Below are 23,028 nucleotides of genomic sequence, written 5' to 3'. Positions count from 1 at the left end.
CCTTTTTCCTTGCAAGCGATCGCCTGTGAGTTTGTGGGTACGTTTGCACCTAGATTACTATTTAATCATGAGCTAGTGCAACCCAGCAAAATTAATGGGACAGACCACTAGTAGCGCGGCAAGCTTAATTTGTTGGGTTGAATAATCAGAGACTATATTTATTATTGGTAGATTTTCTAGATTGTTTGAACCCAACTTTTTAACCTTGTCACGCTACTACGCATGTTAGGGTTTTTGGTGCTAACTGAACGGTATTGTTATATGGATGGTTTTCAACACATTACCCCTCACGGGGATGGAAAATGAAACATTAACCTAAATCAGCCGCAATGCCAAAATGATCTGAGGGATAAATATTAGGATTCTCCGACGCAGGTTCAGTGAGAATCAATTGACAGTCGCGCACAGTCAAATTATTGGTAATAAATATGTAATCCAGAGTACCGCGCCAAGGTTTCCAGGTGCGATTGACATACAAATTCAGTAACCTCAGTGCAATTTTACGCGACAAGCTGCGGTTGGGTTTCACCAAAGGTGTAGGACAAGTATATTCTGGTTCTTCGCCATGATAACTAGCGTAAGCTGAGGTAAATTTTTCGCAGATAAATGCAATTTCGGGGGTGTCGGGAGTGGCGTTAAAATCTCCGACGGTGATAATGGGGATTTCTGGTGGTAGCTTACCCAGCCAATCGACTAATAGCTGTATCTGCTTCATCCGTTCTGGTGTAGAACCAGGTTGCCAATAATAATGTCCGTTGCAAAATATTATAGAGCGATCGCCTATTTTTACCTCTACATATTGCGCCAGTCTACCTTGACTTTGTAAATCAAGTTGCGCTTGCTGTATAAAAGGATAGCGGCTGAGAATGGCAATTCCGTACTCAATGCCAATCTTAGCCACTCGCTCTTGATAAGATACTAAATATACATAAGGCATTTCTAGCTGTTCTGCTAGCCAAGCTGCTGTATTTGCTTGTAAATTAACTTCTTGTAATCCTATTAAATCTGCCTCAACTGCTTTCAATCCTTCTACTAATAGTTGTCGTCGTCTCTCCCATAAATCCATTTCAAATAAAATGTTGATTGTGACAACTTTAACCATTTGTATCAGGCTCCTATTTAGTTTTTGTCATTTGTCATTTGTCATTTGTCATTGGTCATTTGTCAATCAAAATTAAGATTAATTGTAGGCTGGTAATTTTCCAACCTACTGATAATTATAAAGTCAAATACTCATCCTATATTAAAATTGCGTGACGGTGACGCTAATTCCAGAATCTAATTTTGGTACTTTTAAATATTCAATTGGTTCGCTGCTTCTGGGGGGAGGAGTTTGATTATTGTTTAGTTCCTGACATTTTTCAAATGCAGCCCCAGGATTTTCTAGGAACTCTAAGGGATTCATTTTTTGACATCCTTGTTGTTGGATGATGGAAATTCTATTGTTAGTTGGTAGCAAACTATTAGTGGGTTGAATAATAACGTTTTGCCACTTACTATCAATGGTGGCTGCTTCTGTTGCTAAATTAGCTGCTTGATTGGTGTCTGGGATTGGTGATTCTGTGACACCAATTTGATGGTTTTCTACTGGTGTGAGAAAAAGATTTTGTTGTTGAGCAGAGGCTGTTTTTGTGCTGGCGATCGCACTGATGATAACTAAAAAGAATAAGATGGAAAATTTCATTGTTACGTTCTCAATAAATAAATCAAACTGAACCGCCAAAAACGCCCTTCGGGTTCAGCAGTTCCTCATGGGGGAAACCCCCAAGATCGGACTGCTTCACCAAGTGCGCCAAGAATAGAGATTAAGGGAAGTTGGCGCAGTTTTATTAAAAACAATGTAACCAGTATAGTTATAGCAAATTAGCTTTAAAAATAGTATAAACTTTCCCATTGTTAGATGAATATATGATGATTATAGAGATTTTTCTTTGCTTTTTGATGTAACACATTTATATACTCAATATGTTATGTAATGCCTATTTCCTAGTAAATACATACTTTTGTCACATATTGCAAAAAAATAATACAATTACTAACTTTACATTCTGCTACAAAAAGACTATTTTTTCCGTAATCGCTGAGTCGGAAACAGTATTAATAACTTATGCCCCTTGTTTAGAATTATACATAAGTGCATGCTACTAATGATCGCCACCACACATTCCCCAGCAACGGAGTTAAATTTTTTACTCCATTAGCACCCAGAACGCTGTACTATCCGGTGAAGTTAGTGCGGGGAAAGGGTGCTAGGCTAAAACAATATATAGCTTCTTCATTTTTAAGTTTAGCGATCGCTCAACTATTTAACACCGCTTTAACCCATCGTTATAAAAATAAACCACAACTAGCGCAAACTCCCATACCTAAAGACAGCCAATAGCAAATCAAAATCAACAATATCTTCCTCTCTGCGCCTCTGCGTGAAATTACAGCAATTTTCACCTATTTAAACCACATCTGTCGTAGGGAACACCGACAATCTTTTGGTACATACAATAATTTTACTAGTGCCGTGCCCCTACAGCATGGTCTATTTACAGGAAGATGCTGTAAATAATAATCAATGGAAGCAATAATTTTTATCGGTATTCAAGGCGTAGGTAAATCTACTTTTTATCAAAAAAACTTCTTTAACACTCACATTCGCATTAACCTAGATATGCTCAAAACCCGCCATCGAGAGCAAATTTTTCTGCAAGCTTGTTTAACTGGTAAACAACCTTTCGTGGTAGATAATACTAATCCTACTATTGAAGAGAGACAGCGTTATATTACTCCAGCCAAATCCCAAGGTTTTAAAATTGTCGGTTACTACTTTCAGGCTGCATTAGAAGATTGTCAACAGCGAAATAATCAAAGGCTACCTAAGCAAATTGTTCCCTTAATCGGATTATTAGCAACTTATAAAAAGTTAGTTTTACCTACATGGGCAGAAGGATTTGATGCAATTTACACAGTCAAATCCGAATTAAATTATTCATTTATTATAGAGGAATGGCAGCATGAAATTTGATGAACTTGATAGTAGAATGCGGATATTTGAAACAGCACACGATCATTGTGTGTTGCCAGGAATTTATATTGTAGCTAGATTAGATGGTAGAGGTTTTACGCGACTCACAAAAGAAGTTCATCAATTTGAAGCGCCTTTTGATATCCGCTTTCGCGATTTAATGTTAGAAACTGTTGAACATTTGATGAATTGCGGGATTGATATCACTTATGGTTATACCCAAAGTGATGAAATATCTTTGTTGTTTGCTTACAACGAAAATACCTTTGGGCGAAAATTAAGAAAACTCAACTCAGTTTTAGCCAGTGAAGCTAGCGCCAAATTTTCTTTAATGTTAGGTTCTTTAGGCTGCTTTGATTGTCGCATTTCTCAGCTTCCCAATTCCACAGAAGTAGTCAATTATTTTCGCTGGCGGAGTGAAGACGCGCACAGAAACGCTTTAAATTCTCATTGCTATTGGTGTTTGCGTAAAGAAGGAAAAAACGCCACCCAAGCAACCAGCATGATGAAAGGATTATCTGTAGCTGAGAAAAACGAATTGTTATTTCAACATGGAATTAATTTTAATCAAATTCCTAATTGGCATAAACGCGGTATTGGGCTATATTGGGAAACTTACGAAAAGCAAGGATTTAACCCGCTTAAAAGTGAAATTGTTCCAGCAACAAGAAGACGCCTTAAACGCGATTTAGATTTAAAAATGAAAGATGAATACAGCCAATTTATCGCTGAATTAATCTCGTAATTAAATAAATGTAGGGTGTGTTGTCGCGCAGCGCAACGCACCGAATATCTAAAAAATATCCTACGCCGCATCCATGAATGCGTTTTCGGCATTTTAGCATGAGAAAGCGAACCAGTAGATCCGCGATTGCAATGCGATCGCATCACCCCGTTATATTAATCTAATAGTCAGTAATGCGATCGCATCTTGATGGCTAGTAAATCAATTTTGTATAATTATTTACGCCATCAAGCCATAGCTAATAATTGACAATGTAGCACCTTGCGGGTCTTGAATCATTGCAAATCTGCCAACATCAGGGATATCCATCGGTGCAAGGCAAACTTTTCCTCCCAATTCTTCTACTTGCTTGGCAGTAGTATCAACATTTTGAACTGTAACATATACACCCCAGTGTGGCGGGATTGCAGACATCTCATCTGGCATTTTCATCAATCCACCCACTTGTTGACGCGCTGCTGAGAGAACCGTGTAAACTCCTTCTGGGATTGGTTTATCTTCCATTGTCCAACCAAAGAGTCGGCTGTAAAATTCTTTTGCTGCGGTGGTGTTAGTTGTCATTAACTCACACCAACTAAAAGCACCATGCTGTTGAAATACATTAGTCATAGTTTTAAACTGCTCAAGGCAGGCTATAGACAACGTCGCATTTATTATAGTTCACTTGTACTATAAATCAGTGTAAGTACATCAAAATTTACCGAATTTGCGATCGCAACCTTATGCATCAAAGAGAAAAAACACATCTATCTATGGTGCATAGCGCACATCTATTAACTAAACCATCTCAAACTTTAATTGATGACTCTGAAAAAAATCATGAGTAAAATGATCTACAACATTGGTATCGCTCAATTCTAAATTATAAAAATCAACAAACTCATGGTCAAAATAAGGGCCAGCGTGCCAAGTACCGACATTTAATTTAATAAAACAATTTCCAGGAATGCGGAAAGCGGCGATTTCTGCTAAAACTGGTACATCTAATTCATTATGCGGCGGGCAAACCCCCATTAACCAATCTTTCCCTGCTAAAGAACCTAAACATTGAGTACATTGCACGTGGCGGGTAATTTTATGAAATTTGCGTCCGTTACGATGCAAGCGCATAATATAAAATCGCGGCGTACCATTTTGCAAATTTAATTGCGCATCTTCCGCATCAAAAGCTTTACCATCATCACTAGGAAAAATCACCTGTCCGAAAGGTTGAAAGTTTTCCGGTGTAATTAATTTCGCCTGTAATTGTTGTATTGTTTGTGATGTACTCATAATATTTATTAAATTACCAATCTAATTCTTGAGGAATTAAGGATTTAGGAATTATCGACGCTTGCTTTTCTTTATCTGAAGGTTGAGTATACCACCAAGCCCAAGCAATAAACACTGCTTGGAAGGGAAGGCGAATTGCTTGTACCCAAGGTGAATCTGAATAAGGTATGGTTTCAATCTTAATATGATTGACTGCCATATTGATATTCGCCGGAAAAACCGCAATAAATAGCAAAATTAATCCCCAAGCAGCAGCTTGACTCACAGGGGGAACTAATAAGCCGATACCGCCTAAAATTTCATAAAAGCCACTGAGATAAACTAATCCTAACGGATATGGCAGTTGTGGCGGCATAATTTTGACGAAAGGTTGAGGGAAAACAAAATGCGTCACACCCACAATAATTATTGATACCGCCAGGATGACGCGCCAAAGTTCCTTATTTTTGTACATAAGATTCGCCTCATTCTCAATTTAGTGATATTTCTTTAGTTTTATTGGCGAATCTAATTCTGTCTTCACTCTCCAGTGAGAAAATTTGCGAAAATGCTTCCAAAATCGCACTCGCGACTTTAGAGTGTTGAGAAGAGTGTTCAAATAAGTACAATCGGTATCTAGCAAAAGGCGAATTATGACAAAAAACGTAAATCGGCGTCAATTTATCTGGTTTGGTTCCGCAGCGTTAGGTACTAGCTTAATGCTAAAAGCTTGTAGTAGTAACCAAACCACACCAACAGCAAAAACCACAACCACAGCAGGGGGTGGTACTTCAGGGTTTAAAATAGCGATCGCACTTCCTGGAATTATCACCGATAAAGCTTGGAATCAATCTGGCTATGAAGGCGTCACCCTCGCCAAGCAAAAGCTAAATGCAGAAATCGCCTATGTAGAAAAGGTAGCGCAAGCGGATCAAACTGAAGTTCTCACAGATTTTGCGCGTAAAGGCTACAATCTTATCTTTGCCCATGGCGGACAATTTGATGCCGCAATTGAACAAATCGCGCCACAATTTCCTCAAACTTTTTTTGTGGGGGTAAATGGTAATCTTAAAGCTGAAAATATCGCCTCATTAAGAATAGATCATTTACAAGCCAGTTATTTATGTGGAATTATCGGCGCTTCCATGACTAAATCTAATAAACTAGCTTATATTGCAGGAGAAAAATTTCCCGCCACCGAAGGAGAATTGAGAGGATTTGAATTAGGCGCAAAATCTGTGAAACCAAATATTCAAGTTACCTCTACTTTCACAGGTGATTGGAATGATGTTGCCAAAGCTAAAGAAGCGACTTTAGCAATTATTTCTTCCGGCGCTGATGTCATCTATCAATGGTTAGATAACGCATCGGCTGTTGTCTTACAAACCGCTAGTGAAAAGGGAGTATATGCTTTTGGCAATACCAACGATCAATTAGATATAGCACCAAAAGCCGTGTTAACCAGTGCAGTCAAACGCTTAAATTTAGCTATAGCTTATTTGGCAGATTTAGCTCAGAAAAAACAACTCAAAGGGCAAATATATACAATTGGTTTAGAAAGAGCAGATATTCTATTTTTAGGTAAATTTGGTCAGACTGTACCCGAAGCAGTACAGGAACAAGTATTAAATGTTAAAGACGATATTCTTGAGAAGAGAATTATTTTTACAGATTGTCAGGAAGCTGGTAAAGATACACGCTGCGTCAAAAAAGTCGCAGAATAAATTTACTCACTAATGTTGTGTTGGTGCGTTGCGCTACGCGACAACACACCCTACAGTATCTGGATAATTTTTATTTACATGAACTATTTACGCTTAGAAAATATTACTAAATGCTTTGGTTCCTTTATTGCTAATGACGCTATTAGCCTCAATGTTAAATCTGGTAGTATTCATGCCATTCTAGGCGAAAATGGTGCAGGTAAGAGTACCTTAATGAATATCATTAGCGGACTTTACCAACCAGATGCAGGACAAATTTATCTTGCAGAACAAGCTATTAAAATTACTTCGCCTCATCAAGCAATTAAATTAGGTATTGGTACGATTCATCAACATTTCATGCTGGTACCGCAGTTAACTGTCACAGAAAATATTATCTTAGGTACAAAACCAAGTTGGCGGTTAAATTTGCACCAAAAACACCAAGAAATTGCTGCATTATCCCAAGCTTACGGATTAGAAATTGATCCAACAGCAAAGGTAGAGAATTTACCCGTAGGAATACAACAACGAGTAGAAATTCTCAAAGTACTTTACCGCCAAGCTAAGTTATTAATTCTCGATGAACCAACAGCAGTATTAACACCACCAGAAGTAAAATCATTAATTGCTATTTTGCGTCAACTCGCAGATGCAGGTAATACCATTATTTTTATCAGCCACAAATTAGACGAGGTAATGAACCTCTGCGATACAGTCACAGTTTTGCGTCAGGGAAAAGTAATAGCGACAACAGCAACTAAATCTACCACACCCCAAAAATTAGCAGCATTAATGGTAGGGAAAGAAGTTAATTTACAATTAAATAAACCGCCCATATCTTCAGGAGAAGTTATCCTCGCAGTCCAAAACTTACAAGTTGCAGATTATCGAGGAATTACAACTATAAATAACGTTTCTTTTGAACTGCACAAAGGCGAAATTTTGGGCGTTGCTGGTGTTGATGGAAATGGACAAAGAGAATTAGCTGATGCCTTAGCAGGGTTACGAAAAGTAAAGCAAGGTAACATAAAGTTTACAAATCAACCTTGCATAGTTGGTTACATCCCCGAAGATAGACAAACAATGGGATTAATTATGCAATTTAGCATTGCCCAAAACTTAATTTTAAAATCTTTTAAATATTTGCCCTTTTGTCGTCGGTTTCTGTTACAACAAAAAGCGATCGCGCATCATGCCCAAGCTGCAATGCAAGAATTTGATATCCGCGCTACAGATAAAGATATCAAAGTTAGTCAGCTATCGGGAGGAAATCAGCAAAAAGTAGTATTAGCGCGAGAATTAGCACGAGAACCTGGGTTAATTATCGCCATGCAACCCACACGCGGCTTAGATGTTGGTGCAACAGCAGCCGTGCATAGTCGAATTTTAGCAGAACGCGATCGCGGTGCCGCGATTTTGTATATTTCCACCGAATTAGAAGAAGTCATGGCAATGAGCGATCGCCTTGCCGTAATCTATAGAGGTGAGTTTGTCGCTATTTTAGATGCAGCAACAGCGACAGTAGCAGAGATTGGTTTATTGATGGCTGGGGAAGGAAGGTGATGCGGGGAAAAATTCTATAATGACTGAAGAAGAGATGCAAAAGCTACATAACACAATTGATGTTGGAGTCAAAGCAGCAATTGCAGCTGCGATTGAAAGACATCGCCAGCTTGGACAATCAATTAGTGTTATGAAGGATGGTAAAGTGGTGACTTTAACTGCTGATAAAATTGCAGCGATTCAAAATCAACATTACAGTCAAAACAAAATTTAAACCTAAAAATAATATTTCATAAGCCTAAACAGTAGCGAGTAGTTGCTTCAACTAATAGCATCATCTGTTCAGACAACTTACCCGCAGGATTTTCTGGAAATCGTTTTGGATCGAGAGAACGAATTTGAAAACACAAAAATACAGTTTCTAAAGTTAAACCACTCTCGGATGGAGGAACTCTTACCATCGTTGGATAATCACGAAGAATATTTGCTCCTTTAGTACCAACGACTACAGTAATAACTAAGGGAAGACGATTAATTGCATCAATAGAAAGTACTAAAACTGGACGTTATCCTGCTTGTTCTCTACCTTGAACTGGATTTAAGTTAACAAAGTATATTTCCCCACGCTGGATATTCATTATTCATTCAAACCATCAAATTCAGTATTAGCAAATTCTTGATTAATAGCTATTAATTCTGCTTGAACTACTGGATCGTTTGCCATGTTTGCTAGTTGTTGTTCAAGACTATGTGCTGTAATATTTGAAGTATCTTTTAATGCACTGACTCTCATATTGTGGATAATTCGTTCAACTAACCACAACTGTTCTTCACGTGATAAATTTCTGATTGATTGTTCAATTTGATCTAGCTTTAAAGAATTAATGAACTGCATAGTAAATCTTACCTCCCAAACCAAAAATTATAAGTGATCGCCTTTAACACCTGTTAACAATCTTATCACTACCAATTGCGATCGAATATACTTTCGTACAGTAAATCAATTGCCAAAATAAAAAGCAATTTGCAGAAGCGTTATCCAAGATTACAGCAGCCGGCTTGAAGGAAAGATTGAATCAAGCTATTATGCTCAATCCTGATATTTATATATCTACCGTCTGGTGAGACTATGAAGTATTAGAAGGATTAATAGATATCAAAGGAGAAATTATGGAGTATTAACAAGATGCAGCCAACAAAGACTGTGCTATGTTGATATATCTCAGTTAACTTAATAATAATTTAGCTATAAAATGGGAATCACATTGCAACTTAAACAAGTAAATCCCTATCTTTTGGAGAAATTCAAGAAATATCCTGATTTTGCTGGATTGTTTTTAAATGCAAAATACTTAGAGGACTCACCATTTTGGCAAAATTTTATCATAGATCCAGATGATCCTGATGATGTTGATTGGTTTAATGAGGCAACTAATTATGTAAATGAGACATTAGATAAATTATCAGCAAAAAATTTAGAACAATTTAACGAAATAAAAGAAGATATTCCTTTAATTATAGCTGAAGGCAAAGGTATATATCTTGATTTAGATAAAACCTGGCGACCAATATTTTTTTTACTTACAGGATATCATGTATATGATGAAACAGTTAATTTATCTGAAATAGTTGTTAGTACAAACAAAGAAGATAATCTACCTTTAATTAATGCTGTGCTGGGAGGTAATGGAATTAGTTATTATGGCTGTGATTATCCTCTGATGTATTTAACTGCCGATGAAGTAAGAACAATAGCTAACGCTTTATCAAATTTTTCTCTTGAGCAGCTCGGACAAAGGTTAAAATATAGAGGTTTAAAAGAAGATGATTATAATCATTTGTTTGATTATACATACAATCCTCTTGTGAAATATTATCAAGATGCTGCTGACAAAGGAAATGCGATGTTTTTAAACTTTGGTTAGATGAATTTAGGAAAATTTATTGTATTTAATCTGCACAACGACAAATTTGATCGCCACTAATCACGATCGCAACTAATGGCATGAAATTCCTGCTACCAATCCTATCACCGCTAATTGCCATAGTATCTGCTTTAATCGTCGGTGCTATCCTCATCCTCATGGCTGGAGCGAATCCCCTCACCGCCTACACAGCTTTATTTCAAGAATCCCTATCTACCTATTTTGGATTTGGTAACACCCTCACAAAAATGACACCGCTATTATTCACCAGCTTAGGAGTATTAGTAGCACTGCGAGCGGGACAATTTAATATTGGTGGCGAAGGACAAATTTATTTAGGTGCATTAGGCAGTACTTTAATTGGCTTATATGTAACCGCATTACCTGCGTTTATTCATATTCCCTTAGCACTGTTTGCCGGATTTCTGTTTGGTGCAGTTTGGGGTTGGATTCCCGGTTATCTTAAAGCCATAAGGGGAGTAAACGAAGTAATTACCACCTTATTACTCAACTATATTGCAGTGAATTTAGTTAGCTATCTCGTGCAAAATCCTTTAATGGCTCTAGGTGCGCCTAGCCCTTATTCGCCGTTAATTGCCAACACCGCCCGCCTAGCGATTATATTACCACAAAGCCTAGCTCATGCCGGAATTTTATTAGCATTACTTACCGCCGGGATATTGTGGGTATTATTAGAGCGATCGCCTTTAGGTTACCAAATCACCGCCATCGGACAAAACCCAATTGCCGCCCGTTATGCTCACATATCGGTAGAACGAACAATTATGCTAGTAATGGCATTAGCCGGAGGATTAGCAGGATTAGCTGGAAGTTGTGAAGTAATGGGGTTAAAATTCCGCTTATTTGAACAAGTTTCCCCAGGTTATGGATTTGACGCCATTGCGATCGCCTTTTTAAGTCGTGGTAGCATCTTTGGTGTCATCCTCACATCCTTATTTTTTGCCGCCCTGCGCAGTGGTGCAAACGTCATGCAGCGTAGTGCTGGCGTGCCAGTCACAGTAGTTTATGCGATTCAAGGATTAACAGTATTGTTTATAGCTATCAGTCTAGCGGTGGAACGAAAGATAACAATTCAAAATTCAAAATTGAAGAATCTTTAATCTCTTATCTCTGTGTTCTCTGTCTTGAAAAGTTCTGATCGGAGGAAACCTCCGCTCAGACTTTTCGCTGCGCCTCTGCGGTTAAATAAATGAAACAAAATGCAGACTAAACAGAGTCTTTAAAAACAGACATGAACAATCTCAACTTCTTCTCTGATTACCTCATAGCCACCTTACGCCTCACCATCCCTTTAGGATTCGCTGCTCTAGGCGGATTATACTCCGAACGCTCAGGAGTGTTAAACATCGCCTTAGAAGGAATGTTACTCACAGGTGCTTTTACCAGCGCTGCTGCAACTTTCTACACTAGTAACCCTTGGCTTGGTATCCTAGCCACCTTATTAGCTGGCGCATTAATAGGATTACTCCATGCTATTTTATGTATAACTTTGCGCATTGACCAACTAGTCTCTGGGCTAGCAATTAATCTCGTCGCTGCTGGGTTAACATCATTTTTAGGCAGGTTAGTATTTAGCGGTAGCAGTACACAGCAATTACCAGGAATTCCCGCAATTATCATTCCTGGTTTAGCGAATATTCCGGTGCTAGGTTCGCTATTATTTCAGCAAGATATTTTGGTATATTTACTAATATTTTTAGTATTTCTAACTACCTATATTTTATATCAAACTAGCTTTGGCTTAACATTGCGGGCTGTAGGCGAATCGCCCAAAGCAGCAGATACAGCCGGAATATCAGTAGAAAATGTCCGTTATATCGCCGTAATAATTAGCGGCTGTTTAGCGAGTTTAGGCGGTGCTTATTTAACTTTAGTCCAAGTCAGATTTTTTGCCGAGGGGATGAGTGCAGGTAAAGGATTTATTGCGATCGCAGCTTTAATTTTTGGCAGATGGCATCCTATATATAGTGCCTTAGCTTGTATGCTATTTGGCGCTACAGAAGCCTTGCAACTGCGAATTCAAGCCTTAGGCGCAAATATCCCCTACCAATTTTTAGTCATGTTACCTTATGCGATCGCTTTATTAGCATTAGTCGGATTAGCAGGCAAATCTACACCGCCCAAAGCCTTAGGTACTCCCTATTTGAAAGAAAATAGTCAATAGTCAGTTGTCAGTTGTCAGTTGCTAGAGACACGATTAATCGCATCTATACAATTGTCAATAATTTATCTCCTCTGCCCAATGCCCAATGCCCAATGCCCAATGCCCAATTCATTACTTTGTCCCAAATAAGCGATCGCCTGCATCGCCCAAGCCAGGGATAATATAACCATGTTCGTCTAAATGGTCGTCAATTGCGGCTGTGTATAAAGGTACATCTGGATGCACCTCACAGAAATGCTCAATTCCTTCCGGTGCAGCAAGTAAGCAAACGAACTTGATTGATAAAGGATTAGTTGATTTTAAACGTTCTACCGCCGCTACAGCCGAATTCCCCGTTGCTAACATCGGATCGACAACAATCATGTCTCGATGTTCCACATCATGGGGGACTTTAAAATAATATTCGATGGGAATCAGGGTTTTCGGATCGCGATATAAACCCACATGTCCCACCCTAGCTGAAGGCATTAACTCCAGCATTCCATCTAAAATACCCTGTCCCGCCCGCATAATCGAAACTAACACCAACTTTTTATCAGGCGCAAGCACAGGCGCATTCATCGGTGCGAGTGGCGTTTTAATTTCCTCGTATTTCAGAGGTAAATCCCTAGTTACCTCATAAGCCAACAACAAACTAATTTCTTTAACAAGATTCCGAAATTTTGTTGTACTAGTTTCCACCCGCCGCATCAGCGTTAACTTATGCTGAATCAATGGATGTTCAATAAGCGTTACTTGATTTTGTTGGTCAATTGTCATTTTTTAACGTGTCGCAGAAGTCCCCACTTTCAATGTACTCATAAGGTGGCGATTGTGAGTGGGGGGTGAGGAACGATTGCCGAAGTCCTAAGTAATTGTATGGGTATCTTTGATACCTGGGTCGATGAAGCTACCGTTGAAGGTAATAGCTGTACTTTATATGTGTTATTTGAAGCGGGAGGCAAATTATGGATGCTGAAGAGTTGTTGCAGCGTTATGCTACTGGGGAAAGAAACTTTCCTGGAGTCAGACTCAGGGGTGTTTTTTTGGATAACACTAAATTGATGGAAATTAACTTGAGTGGGGCTGACTTGAGTGGGGCTAAACTCAATAGAGCTAACTTGAGTTGTGCTAAATTGTGCGGTGCTGCCCTGTGCGAGGTTGATTTCACCGGAGCTAACTTGAGTAGAGCTGACTTGCGAGGAGTCAATCTCAAAGGTTCTGGTATTATTGATGCTGATTTGACTGAAGCTATTTTGGATGGGGCTGTTATTGGTGGAGAAGAAAGTGCCATTAAAGGGGCTAATTTTGACAGAGCTTCTCTCCGAGGCGCTAACTTCATCATGGCTGCTTTGATTCAGACTAGTTTCAGAGGTGCAATCTTTGATGGAGCTAGTTTCGACAGTGATTCTGGGTTCAATGATAGTGATCTCACCGGAGCCAGTTTTCAAGTTTCCAATTTCAGACTGCCAGAATATATACCTCCAGGTGGCGGACGCATTATTCTCCCAGACGGTCGCTCGGTGGGTGAAATAAAGTGCGATCGCAATCTCCCGTAGGTTGGGTGGAGGCTTTGCGTAACCCAACACATGATATCAAGAAAATAAAAATTATTTAAATAACCAAATACTTAATTCAACGCTCAAAATCAACGCTTCAAATAGTGTATAAAATGTTGGGTTACGCTACGCTGCACCCAACCTACGAATCTTGATTTGTCATTTGTCATTAGTCAGTTTCCTTGTCCCCTTTCCCATCTTTCCAATCAGTCAATCACGAGAAAATCTCACAACTAAGTATGAAAATCTGTTTTCCCAATGCCCAATGCCCAATGCCCAATGCCCAATGCCCAATGCCCCATGCCCATTTTCAACTTAGAATACCGTCCCATCACTCTCTATTTGTATGGGGGGTATCCCACCTGTTCTCAATTCTGCGGCTATTTTGCGTCCAGCTGTCCAAGTTCCCCCTTGGAGGATTTTCACTAAAGGTAGTTCCTCTGGACTCATACCTAATTTTTCCCGGACTGTCGCCGCAATTCTATCTAAAAGAATCACAGTCAAAGCCCGCCATTCAACTATAACTGCTGATGCTACCGAGTGAGATGTGTGTAAAATTTCTGGATTTTTCACGCTTATCAGTCCCAAATCCAGACATAATCCCCCATTACGATATTCTGGTAAACCAGTGAGTCGATCCAAACCAGTAATTGTCAAACCAAGTTCTTGCAATGGTTCTAACAAAGAATATGTTAACCACTGCGATAATTTATGGAAAGGGACTAAACCATCATCACTAATCGCTGGATGTTCCCAAACATCGCCTAAATTTACCCCAGCTATCTCTAATCTTCCTGGCCAAATATCACTTAACCCTTCCAACACTGCACTTAATACAGTTGTCGCAGCTAACTGTCCATTCTCCGATTTACCCAAGAGATATGTAACCAAATTCCCCGGACGAGGATTTGTATCACCAAATAAATGGGGGGAAGCCAGTAAAACTTGTCCTAACTTTTGCAATAAATTCAACCTTCCCCCAATCCCCACCAAAGGATTATCAGCAGTTACCTGGAACCCTGCTGCTAATTCCGCCTCAGTTAATTGTTGTAACCGAGAAGCATCAGCCTGGGGTAAACCATCACTAGCAAAATTTCCTTGACAAAACATCTGGAAACTCGCCACCGCTAACCCTTCCGAACGCCCCAACCTTAAATTAGTTTCCTGCTCATGATAATGCCATCTATCCCCAGCACCAGCATCTAATAGCACGCTAATAATCGCCAAATCAAACTTCGCTGCCGCCTTTTCCTCTGGAGATAACCCCGCCAACAGCGTATTTAACTTGGCTAATCTCCCCACACCCCCAACTTCAAAATGTCGCCAGCGACTATGAAACGGAACATCCAAATTCGGGTATTCTCCCCGTATTACTTCCATCACATAATCCGCTACCCTTCCCAACTGATTCAAATCGCAGAGAAAATTCTCTGACTTCCCCTCACACACCCAGGAAAACAATTCTCCACACCGTTCCCGAATCGCTTCCGGCGAACGAAGATATGCAACTAACTCTCTCTGTGTCCTCTGCGTCTCTGCGGTTCCTATTTCCACTTTTCACCTCCTAATGCAGGAGACGCGATGAATCGCGTCTCTACAATTTGTTTTAACTTTCCAAATCTCGCCCTTTTACTTCTCCCAAACCTTCTGTATCTAATACCTCACCTGTGGTATAATACCCTGCCGCCTTCTTAGCTTCAATTTCTACCCGCGCATCCTGGGGAATTAAATCCTCTGGGATAGGTACTCTTTCGACAATTTCAATCCCCGCTTGGGTGATGGCATTGTATTTCATATTACTCATGGATACCATGCGGTCAATTCGGGTAATCCCTAACCAATGCAATACATCGGGCATTAACTCTTGAAAGCGCATATCCTGAACACCTGCGACGCACTCTGTCCGGGCAAAATAGGCATCAGCGCGATCGCCTCCTTCTTGACGCTTCCTGGCATTGTAAACTAGGAATTTGGTAACTTCTCCCAAAGCCCGTCCTTCTTTACGGCAATAGACAATTACGCCTACACCCCCTTCTTGGGCAGTTTGGACGCAAACCTCAATTCCATGCACTAAATAAGGACGACAGGTACAGATATCGGAACCAAACACATCAGAACCGTTACATTCATCATGTACCCGCACTGCTAAAGGTTTATTCGGATCGGCGATCGCATTAATATCACCGACAATATAGACAGTGACACCGCCAATTGGTGGCAAAAACACCTCTAAATCAGAACGTGTCACCAATTCCGGGAACATTCCCCCAGTTTGCTCAAATAAAGCACGGCGTAAATCGGTTTCCTTAATGCCAAACCGCTTGGCAATTCCTGGTAAATACCATACAGGCTCAATCGCCGCCTTTGTCACCACTAAATCGCCACCAGGCTTCATAATTTTCCCATCCACCTGCAAGCGCCCTTTATCCACCGCATCTTGCAGTTCTGGCATATTAATATGCGCTTGAGTAATAGCAATCGTCGGGCGGATGTCATAGCCTTGAGCGAAATAAGAGCTAAATACCTCACTCCCTACCGCCCCAAAGGGGTCAAGTGAAACAATTTTATCAGCATCGAACCAACTCGGATGAGGGCCAATATGGGCTACTGGCGCTGTATTCGTTAAATCAGCCCGATGATCTGATTGTAAAGCACCGCTAGCTACTGCTAAAGCGCGATACACCGCATAACTACCAGAATGAGTCCCAATAACATTGCGGTGTGCTTGCTTTGTTAAAGTCGCAATAATCGGCCCCCGTTCCAGAGGATTACTCGCTCCCCAGTGAATCGGAATGGGCTTAGTACCACCACTATTGGGATGAGATGTGAGAACAATATGCCGGGAACCGCTATTTTGCTTTGGCATAATTAATTAATTTTTTTTGTGCTGTTTTTATCAAGTATTAGTCAATAGGGTTTTGTCAACTATTGGTAAATATATGATGTCCTAATGACTAATTTTGGATGAATTTATTTGTTTAAATCCGTATTAATAGTATTACTGAATACAGTTAAAATACAACACGGAAAATGCGTAATTTACAACTGTAATAAGAGAATTTAAAGTTAACTTTAAAAATGCCTAAGTAGAGAATTTTGTGCGAAAGTTGATATATAAATACGATTACCTAGATCACATTTATGGATTCTTTATCGATCAGATCTTTACTTGAAGATTTGAAAAATGCTGACGCTACAGTTCGGGAACAGGCCACTAAGAAATTATGGCGGATTTGGTTTCAGCAGAAGGGAATTTATGGCTTAGAGAAAATAGATAACAGCCAGAAGTTGCTTGATGCTGGTGAAACTACGGAAGCTGAAAAAGTCCTAAGCCAATTAATAGAAGAACAACCCGATTTTGCTGAGGCATGGAATCGTCGTGCTTTTCTTTACTACAGTATCGGTGATTATCAAAGATCCTTAGCTGATTGCCAAATGGTGATTAATTTAAATCCCGTACATTTTGGCGCACTGCATGGTATGGGATTATGTTATGCCGCTCTGGGAAAATATCGCGAAGCTATCCAAGCTTTTCAAAACGCGCTGAAAATTCAACCTTATTCTGTGGTGAACCAAAAGCTGATTTTAGAATGTACATTCAGAATCAGCTAAAATACCACAGTTTAAAGAGCGTTATCCTGTTCCATGAATCAATCTCCATGCTCATCAACTGCAATTTCTCGCCTTAGTCGCCGTCAGTTTCTTCAGTACAGTTGCATCGGTATAAGTAGCAGTTTGCTTGCGGCTTGTACTAATAGCAATCCAGCTTCAAATACAAGTTCAGGGTTAGATAAAGTTACCTTTGGTACAAATTGGCTTGCCCAAGCAGAACACGGCGGATTTTACCAGGCGATCGCAACGGGAATCTACAAAAACCACGGGCTGGATGTCACAATTAAAATGGGTGGCCCCCAAGTACCTAGTGGTACCCAGTTATTGATGGGAGGAGCAGTAGATTTTTTCATGGGTTATGGCATTGATGCCATAAACGCCGTAGCACAAGGAATTCCCAAAATCACGGTAGCGGCAATCTTTCAAAAAGATCCCCAATGTATTATTTCCCATCCCAACACAGCAATTAAAACCCTTGCCGACCTCAAAGGCAAACCGATTTATATCTCAGCCGCCGCTAACCTGAATTATTGGCCTTTTCTGAAAGCTAAGTATGGTTTTACAGATGCACAAAAACGCCCCTATAATTTCAATCCTGCCCCATTTTTGGCAGATAAAACCTCAGCCCAACAAGGCTACATTACATCCGAACCTTTTGCTGTAGAAAAGCAAGGTGGATTTAAACCATTAGTATTTTTACTAGCAGATTATGGTTACGAACCATACGCCACAACAATTGAAACCAAGAAAGAATTAGTCGCCAAAAATCCCGATTTAGTCAAACGATTTGTTGATGCTTCGATTAAAGGTTGGTACAGTTACTTAGAAAATCCCCAACCAGGTAATCAATTAATCAAACAAGAGAATCCCGAAATGACTGACGAGCAAATTGCTTATGGGATTGAAAAGCTCAAAGAATCGGGAATTATCTTGTCAGGCGACGCAGAAAAACAAGGCATTGGTGCAATGACACAGGCACGCTGGAAATCATTGTTCGATAGCATGGTAAACACCGGACTGTCTCAGCCCAATGTTAATTATCAAGATGCATTTACCTTACAGTTTGTCAATCAAGGTCAGTAATTTGTCATTGGTCATTTGTCATTTATAAATTATCCCCAATTGTAGGGGCGGGGTTTTCCCCATTGGTGTCAACTTAAGCTCAAAAGCTTTCTCTATCTCGTTTCCAGCCTCCGGCTGGAAATGCGTATTGCGAGGCTCCGCCTCGTCTTCTGATAAATTGAGGCGGAGCCTCAGGATCATTGCTCCCACGCAGAGCATGGGAGCCAGTTAGGATAAGGGTTTTGCGTTAAGTTGACACAGGTGGGTTTTCCCGCCCCTACTAGTTTCTTCTCTGGGCAAATTTTATGATGAGGGTATGTGTTTTTATTTATTATCTGGCGGTTTACCTTCTGCCCTCTGCCCTCTGCCTTATATTAATTAATGAATCACCCTCCCGCAATTAAACTCAGCCACATTAGCAAAATCTACGCTAATGGCACAGTTGCCTTAAAAGATTTAAATTTAGCTATCCCAGAAGCCCAATTTGTCAGCTTAGTCGGCTCTTCTGGCTGTGGTAAAAGTACAGTTCTCCGACTGATTGCCGGATTAGGACAGATGAGTTCTGGTACTATTGATTGGGGTTTACCTGCCCAAGCACGTAAACTAGCCTTTGTGTTTCAAGATGCAGCACTGATGCCTTGGGCAAATGTAAAAGAAAATGTCCGTTTACCACTAAAGTTGGCAAAGGTAGCTGTAAAAGATGCCGAGAGTTTGGTAGAGAAAACTTTGGCATTGGTAGGATTAGAGAAATGTCAGCATAGCTACCCCCGTGAGTTATCTGGGGGAATGAAAATGCGGGTATCAATTGCGCGGGCTTTAGTTACCCAGCCAAATATTTTATTAATGGATGAACCATTTGGTGCTCTAGATGAAATTACTCGCAGCAAGCTAAACAGCGATTTACTGGATTTATGGGATCAACAGCGTTGGACGGTAGTTTTTGTCACCCACAATATTTATGAAGCGGTATATTTATCCAATCGCGTTTTAGTGATGGGGACAAATCCTGGACGAGTAGTCGCAGATATAGAAATTGCTGCGCCTTATCCCCGTAACGATTCTTTCCGCACATCATCAGTATATATGGAATATTGCCGCGAAGTTTCCCAAGCTTTAGCGATCGCAATGGACTATAGCAATTCTATTTGACTCTTGCCCAATGCCCCATGCCCCATGCCCATTTTCCAGCTAGTAATTAAATTAATGTTTACTCGTCGCCCAAAGTTAAAAAACTCGCCAGCAAAAGTTATCTCGCCTGATGTTTGGGCACCAGTATTAGTAGGGTTTCTCGCCCTGGTATTATGGGATATCTTCGTGAGGGTAACACAATTACCGCCTTATATTCTCCCAGGCCCCATATTAGTATTGCAAACTTTAATTAGCGATTGGCGGGAATTGTTCGCTTCTTTATTAGTTACCTTGCAAATTACCGTAGTCGCCTTTATGGCGGCGGCGATATCTGGGTTACTGATAGCGATATTGTTTACCCAAAGCAAATGGATTGAACGCAGCTTATTTCCCTATGCTGTGATTTTACAGACAACTCCCATTGTTGCGATCGCGCCTTTAATTATTCTCTGGTTCAAAAACAATACTTTCGCCGCCTTAGTAGTTTGCGCCTGGATTGTCGCCTTTTTCCCCATTGTCTCTAACACTACCTTGGGACTCAACAGTGTAGACCGCAATTTACTTAACTTATTTCAACTCTATAAAGCCTCTCGTTGGCAAACCCTGCTGTATCTCCGCTTACCCAGTGCCATGCCATACTTCTTAGGGGGGTTAAAAATTAGCGGTGGTTTATCCTTAATTGGCGCAGTTGTTGCGGAATTCGTCGCCGGAACTGGTGGCGCAAAAGCTGGTATTGCTTATCGCATTTTAATTTCTAGTTATAACCTGCAAATTCCCCGGATGTTTGCGGCATTATTATTGACAACGGGGTTAGGGGTGTTAATTTTTGTCAGCTTGAATGCTTTATCGGATTTTATTTTAAGTAAATGGCACGAAAGCGCTATTAAACAAGAGAATTAACAATGCTGCGTTGTACCCTACCCTTCGGGAACGTCTTCGACGAACGACTTCGCTCAGGGCACAATCATAATTAATAGGGTAGTTTCTGGAAATATCTCTATCAAACCTCTTATATTTTAGAGGAGCATTGCCTTATTCCGTTCTAGACATCGCCTTTTTGACTCAAAGTGAGCGTTAAAAACCTGAAGTTGTGTAGGTTGGGTTGAGGAAAGAAACCCAACATTTTCGCAGCTTCGAGTCTAGAACATGACGCTTGAGGTTGAAAACGAGAATGTTCCTGTTCGGAAGGTGAAGTTTCATGTTTTCAACGAGAACTTTCGTGTTCGGAAGGCGAAATTTCATGTTCCGAACGAAAATGTTCCTGTTCTCAACGAGAACTTTCGTGTTCGGAAGACGAAGTTTCATGTTTCAAACGAGAACTTTTCTATTCTCAACAAGAATATTCTCCTTTGGAAGGCGAAATGAACAGATAATTGCCCCATTATACCGCTTCACTTTAAAAATGATACACATAGGCAAGCAGAGGGGCAGAGGAAGCAGAGGGGCAGAGGAAGTGATTTGTATCAGTAATTTCGTGAATTGGTATTAGCTTATGTAGTCTTGACGACGAAAGATTTCTACTCTGCAAAATTTGGTAATGAACAGCCGCAGAGTTATCGGCGCTAGAGGAAGAGGTGTGTATATTGAACCGAGAACAGATAATCAGCCAAGTTCTAGAACTTGAAAATCACATTTCAAGAAACTCTATGAAATTTTAATTAAACCTATTGCCGAATATTTACCGAAAAATCCCAACGATCGTGTAATTTTTATTCCGCAAGAATCGTTATTTCTCGTACCTTTTCCAGCATTACAAGACGAGCAAGGTAAGTACTTAATCGATAAACATACTATATTAACTGCGCCAGCAATTCAAGTTTTAGATTTAACTCGCAAACATAAGCAAAACCCCAATCAATCAACGCTCAGATAGTTCACTTAGCTACCCACGGCTTACTTGATGATTTTAAAGGATTGGGCGTACCTGGTGCCATCGCACTTGCTCCTAGCGGTAAACATGACGGATTGCTCACATCCTGCGAAATTCTCGACATGAAACTTAACGCTGATTTAGTTGTCCTGAGTGCTTGTAACACTGGAGGTGGTAATATTACAGGCGATGGTGTGATAAGCTTATCACGCGCTTTAATTACTGCTGGAGTCAAGAGTGTTATTGTCTCACTTTGGTCTGTACCCGATAACTCTACTGCATTTTTAATGAGTGAGTTTTATCGTTATTTCCAGCATAATCCCGATAAAGCGGCGGCGCTGAGACAAGCAATGTTAGCTACTAGAAAAAAATACAATAATCCTGTAGACTGGGCTGCATTTACTCTGATAGGTGAAGCAAATTAAAGTAATTAGGTTGGCGCAATTTAAGACAACTGGTGAAGTCTGTCATTAGTCATTGGTCATTGGTAAGAGTTTCAAGCATGTTTACATTGCGCAGCATAGTTAAGGATAATTGTAGGTTGGGTTGAACGGAGTGAAACCCAACAAACCCCTGGAAATGTTGGGTTACCCTACGGGAAGCCGCTCCGCGTCTACGTTCCTCAACCCAACCTACGCAGCTTACAAATTATCAAATTTTTAGTAAATCAACTGACAATTCTCATAATTATTAAATACCAGCAAAAATCCCATGAAACGCCTAATTAAATTAGCAACTTCTATTATTCTAGGGGTTGCTATCTCTATGCAGACAGTATCCGCCCAAAATAATCCCAAACCTCCAGCCGATCCGCGAATTAAAGAAGCACTTGATAAACTAGGCGTAAAATACGAAATTATTCCCAATGGAGATTTTAAATTATTGGTAGAAACAGAAAATAAACGAGTACAAGTAGTATTTGTAGAATCGAAGACGGAAAAATTAGGTAATTTAGAAATTCGCTATATTTCATCTATAGGTTATACCTCCCAAGGAGCATTTTCAGCAGATATTGCCAATAAGTTATTAATCAGTAGTAGTTTAAATAAAATAGCCGCTTGGCAAGTATTTACTAAAGATAAAACCCATATTGCTGTATTAATCGGCAAAATCGCCGCTAATAGCGATGCAGAAACTATCAAAAATATCATTGTCGCTGTAGGATATGGTGCGGATAATATAGAAAAAGAATTAACAAATAAAGATGAACTTTAACAGCGCTTCGGGGCATGGCAGTGCCAATGCCGCTACAATCAACGATTATCTGTACCTCACCAACTTGCAATAGTTCTGTGCAGGCTCATCTTAGTAGTTCTCAGTGCTGGCGATACTGGCAGAGGGAGAATTACCGATGATAGAGTTATTAGCTTATCCCGTTCTTTAACTTCTGCGGACGTTCCTAGCGTTATGGTATCTCTATGGGCAGTTCCCCATGCGCAATAGAGACGCGATGAATCGCGTCTGTACAATTGTCATTTGTCCCCCTT

Annotated in this window: 24 protein-coding genes and 3 pseudogenes; 17 read left to right on the top strand and 10 right to left on the bottom strand. The window is 40.1% G+C overall.

The window, feature by feature from the left end:
- Nucleotides 1-310: 310 nt before the first annotated feature.
- Both H6G08_RS32135 and H6G08_RS32130 read right to left on the bottom strand, forming a co-directional pair.
- Entirely contained in the window at nt 311-1,102 is a 792-nt protein-coding gene (locus H6G08_RS32135; RefSeq protein WP_190550598.1) for an endonuclease/exonuclease/phosphatase family protein, read from the bottom strand.
- Nucleotides 1,103-1,243: 141 nt separating this feature from the next.
- Nucleotides 1,244-1,684 carry a hypothetical protein gene (locus H6G08_RS32130; RefSeq protein ID WP_190550596.1) on the bottom strand — a complete coding sequence of 147 codons (441 nt, stop codon included), beginning with the start codon at nt 1,682-1,684 and terminating at the stop codon, nt 1,244-1,246.
- Nucleotides 1,685-2,134: 450 nt separating this feature from the next.
- Between H6G08_RS32130 and H6G08_RS32125 the strand changes: the two genes are divergently transcribed.
- The 3 genes from H6G08_RS32125 (at nt 2,135) to H6G08_RS32115 (ending at nt 3,761) form a co-directional block, all read left to right on the top strand.
- Nucleotides 2,135-2,383, top strand: coding sequence for a hypothetical protein (locus H6G08_RS32125; protein WP_313943388.1), 249 nt, complete (start codon nt 2,135-2,137; stop codon nt 2,381-2,383).
- A 183-nt stretch (nt 2,384-2,566) separates the two neighbouring features.
- Nucleotides 2,567-3,016 (top strand): ATP-binding protein, encoded by a 450-nt coding sequence (locus H6G08_RS32120; protein ID WP_190550595.1) that lies wholly within the window; start codon nt 2,567-2,569, stop codon nt 3,014-3,016.
- Nucleotides 3,006-3,761, top strand: coding sequence for a tRNA(His) guanylyltransferase Thg1 family protein (locus H6G08_RS32115; protein WP_190550593.1), 756 nt, complete (start codon nt 3,006-3,008; stop codon nt 3,759-3,761). Before H6G08_RS32120 ends, H6G08_RS32115 begins: the two co-directional genes overlap by 11 nt.
- Nucleotides 3,762-3,980: 219 nt before the next feature.
- Here H6G08_RS32115 and H6G08_RS32110 read toward each other — a convergent pair whose 3' ends face one another.
- From H6G08_RS32110 to H6G08_RS32100, 3 genes are all read right to left on the bottom strand, one after another.
- The gene (locus H6G08_RS32110; RefSeq protein WP_190550591.1) at nt 3,981-4,370 is read right to left on the bottom strand and encodes a VOC family protein; all 390 of its coding nucleotides are present in this window, start codon (nt 4,368-4,370) and stop codon (nt 3,981-3,983) included.
- A gap of 168 nt (nt 4,371-4,538) precedes the next feature.
- Nucleotides 4,539-5,033, bottom strand: a complete 495-nt coding sequence (locus H6G08_RS32105; protein ID WP_190550589.1) for an ureidoglycolate lyase — start codon at nt 5,031-5,033, stop codon at nt 4,539-4,541.
- Between the two features lie 13 nt (nt 5,034-5,046).
- Nucleotides 5,047-5,487 (bottom strand): DoxX family protein, encoded by a 441-nt coding sequence (locus H6G08_RS32100; RefSeq protein ID WP_190550587.1) that lies wholly within the window; start codon nt 5,485-5,487, stop codon nt 5,047-5,049.
- Between the two features lie 178 nt (nt 5,488-5,665).
- Between H6G08_RS32100 and H6G08_RS32095 the strand changes: the two genes are divergently transcribed.
- From H6G08_RS32095 to H6G08_RS32085, 3 genes are all read left to right on the top strand, one after another.
- A complete protein-coding gene (locus H6G08_RS32095; RefSeq protein ID WP_190550585.1) occupies nt 5,666-6,736 on the top strand; it encodes a BMP family protein in 1,071 nt (356 codons plus the stop codon).
- 78 nt (nt 6,737-6,814) lie between these two features.
- Nucleotides 6,815-8,281: an ABC transporter ATP-binding protein gene (locus H6G08_RS32090; protein ID WP_190550583.1), complete on the top strand. Its 1,467-nt coding sequence runs from the start codon at nt 6,815-6,817 to the stop codon at nt 8,279-8,281.
- 19 nt (nt 8,282-8,300) lie between these two features.
- Nucleotides 8,301-8,495, top strand: coding sequence for a hypothetical protein (locus H6G08_RS32085; RefSeq protein WP_190550581.1), 195 nt, complete (start codon nt 8,301-8,303; stop codon nt 8,493-8,495).
- A gap of 16 nt (nt 8,496-8,511) precedes the next feature.
- Here H6G08_RS32085 and H6G08_RS37835 read toward each other — a convergent pair.
- A pseudogene (locus H6G08_RS37835) lies at nt 8,512-8,775 on the bottom strand (type II toxin-antitoxin system PemK/MazF family toxin); the annotation flags it as partial.
- 83 nt (nt 8,776-8,858) lie between these two features.
- Entirely contained in the window at nt 8,859-9,116 is a 258-nt protein-coding gene (locus H6G08_RS32075) for a hypothetical protein (RefSeq protein ID WP_190550579.1), read from the bottom strand.
- 370 nt (nt 9,117-9,486) lie between these two features.
- On the opposite strand from H6G08_RS32075, the gene H6G08_RS32070 reads away from it, so the two are divergent.
- From H6G08_RS32070 to H6G08_RS32060, 3 genes are all read left to right on the top strand, one after another.
- Nucleotides 9,487-10,146, top strand: coding sequence for a DUF1877 family protein (locus H6G08_RS32070; RefSeq protein ID WP_206758303.1), 660 nt, complete (start codon nt 9,487-9,489; stop codon nt 10,144-10,146).
- Nucleotides 10,147-10,226: 80 nt separating this feature from the next.
- The gene (locus H6G08_RS32065) at nt 10,227-11,267 is read left to right on the top strand and encodes an ABC transporter permease (protein ID WP_190550575.1); all 1,041 of its coding nucleotides are present in this window, start codon (nt 10,227-10,229) and stop codon (nt 11,265-11,267) included.
- Nucleotides 11,268-11,398: 131 nt separating this feature from the next.
- Nucleotides 11,399-12,331, top strand: a complete 933-nt coding sequence (locus H6G08_RS32060) for an ABC transporter permease (protein WP_190550574.1) — start codon at nt 11,399-11,401, stop codon at nt 12,329-12,331.
- Between the two features lie 111 nt (nt 12,332-12,442).
- Here H6G08_RS32060 and upp read toward each other — a convergent pair whose 3' ends face one another.
- A complete protein-coding gene (gene upp, locus H6G08_RS32055; protein WP_190550572.1) occupies nt 12,443-13,090 on the bottom strand; it encodes a uracil phosphoribosyltransferase in 648 nt (215 codons plus the stop codon).
- A gap of 188 nt (nt 13,091-13,278) precedes the next feature.
- Between upp and H6G08_RS32050 the strand changes: the two genes are divergently transcribed.
- Nucleotides 13,279-13,869 (top strand): pentapeptide repeat-containing protein, encoded by a 591-nt coding sequence (locus H6G08_RS32050; protein ID WP_190550570.1) that lies wholly within the window; start codon nt 13,279-13,281, stop codon nt 13,867-13,869.
- A gap of 315 nt (nt 13,870-14,184) precedes the next feature.
- On the opposite strand, the gene H6G08_RS32045 is transcribed toward H6G08_RS32050, so the two are convergent.
- Nucleotides 14,185-15,423, bottom strand: a complete 1,239-nt coding sequence (locus tag H6G08_RS32045) for a URC4/urg3 family protein (protein ID WP_190550568.1) — start codon at nt 15,421-15,423, stop codon at nt 14,185-14,187.
- Between the two features lie 52 nt (nt 15,424-15,475).
- Entirely contained in the window at nt 15,476-16,735 is a 1,260-nt protein-coding gene (locus tag H6G08_RS32040; protein ID WP_190550566.1) for a GTP cyclohydrolase II, read from the bottom strand.
- 275 nt (nt 16,736-17,010) lie between these two features.
- Between H6G08_RS32040 and H6G08_RS32035 the strand changes: the two genes are divergently transcribed.
- The 7 genes and pseudogenes from H6G08_RS32035 to H6G08_RS32005 form a co-directional block, all read left to right on the top strand.
- Nucleotides 17,011-17,481, top strand: coding sequence for a tetratricopeptide repeat protein (locus H6G08_RS32035; protein ID WP_096643428.1), 471 nt, complete (start codon nt 17,011-17,013; stop codon nt 17,479-17,481).
- Nucleotides 17,482-17,514: 33 nt separating this feature from the next.
- A complete protein-coding gene (locus H6G08_RS32030) occupies nt 17,515-18,564 on the top strand; it encodes an ABC transporter substrate-binding protein (protein ID WP_190550564.1) in 1,050 nt (349 codons plus the stop codon).
- A gap of 360 nt (nt 18,565-18,924) precedes the next feature.
- Nucleotides 18,925-19,692, top strand: coding sequence for an ABC transporter ATP-binding protein (locus tag H6G08_RS32025; protein ID WP_190550562.1), 768 nt, complete (start codon nt 18,925-18,927; stop codon nt 19,690-19,692).
- A 24-nt stretch (nt 19,693-19,716) separates the two neighbouring features.
- The gene (locus H6G08_RS32020; RefSeq protein ID WP_242046359.1) at nt 19,717-20,571 is read left to right on the top strand and encodes an ABC transporter permease; all 855 of its coding nucleotides are present in this window, start codon (nt 19,717-19,719) and stop codon (nt 20,569-20,571) included.
- Nucleotides 20,572-21,295: 724 nt separating this feature from the next.
- Nucleotides 21,296-21,966 (top strand): annotated as a pseudogene (locus H6G08_RS32015) (CHAT domain-containing protein); the annotation flags it as partial.
- Nucleotides 21,967-22,252: 286 nt separating this feature from the next.
- On the top strand, nt 22,253-22,756 hold the full coding sequence (locus H6G08_RS32010) for a hypothetical protein (protein WP_190550560.1): 504 nt from the start codon (nt 22,253-22,255) through the stop codon (nt 22,754-22,756).
- A gap of 90 nt (nt 22,757-22,846) precedes the next feature.
- A pseudogene (locus H6G08_RS32005) lies at nt 22,847-22,978 on the top strand (CHAT domain-containing protein); the annotation flags it as partial.
- Between the last annotated feature and the right edge of the window lie 50 nt (nt 22,979-23,028).

Origin of the sequence: Calothrix anomala FACHB-343 (assembly GCF_014696435.1) — a bacterium.
GTDB lineage: Bacteria > Cyanobacteriota > Cyanobacteriia > Cyanobacteriales > Nostocaceae > Aulosira > Aulosira anomala_A.
Note: the sequence above shows the minus strand (reverse complement) of the source record. Positions and strands in the feature narration are given on the sequence as shown.

What these genes read in the sequence shown, in the direction of transcription:
- H6G08_RS32120 (WP_190550595.1), top strand. Translation starts at nt 2,567, where the DNA reads ATGGAAGCAATAATTTTTATCGGTATTCAAGGCGTAGGTAAATCTACT.
- H6G08_RS32100 (WP_190550587.1), bottom strand. Translation starts at nt 5,487, where the DNA reads ATGTACAAAAATAAGGAACTTTGGCGCGTCATCCTGGCGGTATCAATA.
- H6G08_RS32020 (WP_242046359.1), top strand. Translation starts at nt 19,717, where the DNA reads ATGCCCATTTTCCAGCTAGTAATTAAATTAATGTTTACTCGTCGCCCA.
- H6G08_RS32095 (WP_190550585.1), top strand. Translation starts at nt 5,666, where the DNA reads ATGACAAAAAACGTAAATCGGCGTCAATTTATCTGGTTTGGTTCCGCA.
- H6G08_RS32065 (WP_190550575.1), top strand. Translation starts at nt 10,227, where the DNA reads ATGAAATTCCTGCTACCAATCCTATCACCGCTAATTGCCATAGTATCT.
- H6G08_RS32115 (WP_190550593.1), top strand. Translation starts at nt 3,006, where the DNA reads ATGAAATTTGATGAACTTGATAGTAGAATGCGGATATTTGAAACAGCA.
- H6G08_RS32030 (WP_190550564.1), top strand. Translation starts at nt 17,515, where the DNA reads ATGAATCAATCTCCATGCTCATCAACTGCAATTTCTCGCCTTAGTCGC.
- H6G08_RS32035 (WP_096643428.1), top strand. Translation starts at nt 17,011, where the DNA reads ATGGATTCTTTATCGATCAGATCTTTACTTGAAGATTTGAAAAATGCT.
- H6G08_RS32010 (WP_190550560.1), top strand. Translation starts at nt 22,253, where the DNA reads ATGAAACGCCTAATTAAATTAGCAACTTCTATTATTCTAGGGGTTGCT.
- H6G08_RS32110 (WP_190550591.1), bottom strand. Translation starts at nt 4,370, where the DNA reads ATGACTAATGTATTTCAACAGCATGGTGCTTTTAGTTGGTGTGAGTTA.
- H6G08_RS32060 (WP_190550574.1), top strand. Translation starts at nt 11,399, where the DNA reads ATGAACAATCTCAACTTCTTCTCTGATTACCTCATAGCCACCTTACGC.
- H6G08_RS32040 (WP_190550566.1), bottom strand. Translation starts at nt 16,735, where the DNA reads ATGCCAAAGCAAAATAGCGGTTCCCGGCATATTGTTCTCACATCTCAT.
- H6G08_RS32135 (WP_190550598.1), bottom strand. Translation starts at nt 1,102, where the DNA reads ATGGTTAAAGTTGTCACAATCAACATTTTATTTGAAATGGATTTATGG.
- upp (WP_190550572.1), bottom strand. Translation starts at nt 13,090, where the DNA reads ATGACAATTGACCAACAAAATCAAGTAACGCTTATTGAACATCCATTG.
- H6G08_RS32075 (WP_190550579.1), bottom strand. Translation starts at nt 9,116, where the DNA reads ATGCAGTTCATTAATTCTTTAAAGCTAGATCAAATTGAACAATCAATC.
- H6G08_RS32085 (WP_190550581.1), top strand. Translation starts at nt 8,301, where the DNA reads ATGACTGAAGAAGAGATGCAAAAGCTACATAACACAATTGATGTTGGA.
- H6G08_RS32130 (WP_190550596.1), bottom strand. Translation starts at nt 1,684, where the DNA reads ATGAAATTTTCCATCTTATTCTTTTTAGTTATCATCAGTGCGATCGCC.
- H6G08_RS32105 (WP_190550589.1), bottom strand. Translation starts at nt 5,033, where the DNA reads ATGAGTACATCACAAACAATACAACAATTACAGGCGAAATTAATTACA.
- H6G08_RS32050 (WP_190550570.1), top strand. Translation starts at nt 13,279, where the DNA reads ATGGATGCTGAAGAGTTGTTGCAGCGTTATGCTACTGGGGAAAGAAAC.
- H6G08_RS32025 (WP_190550562.1), top strand. Translation starts at nt 18,925, where the DNA reads ATGAATCACCCTCCCGCAATTAAACTCAGCCACATTAGCAAAATCTAC.
- H6G08_RS32090 (WP_190550583.1), top strand. Translation starts at nt 6,815, where the DNA reads ATGAACTATTTACGCTTAGAAAATATTACTAAATGCTTTGGTTCCTTT.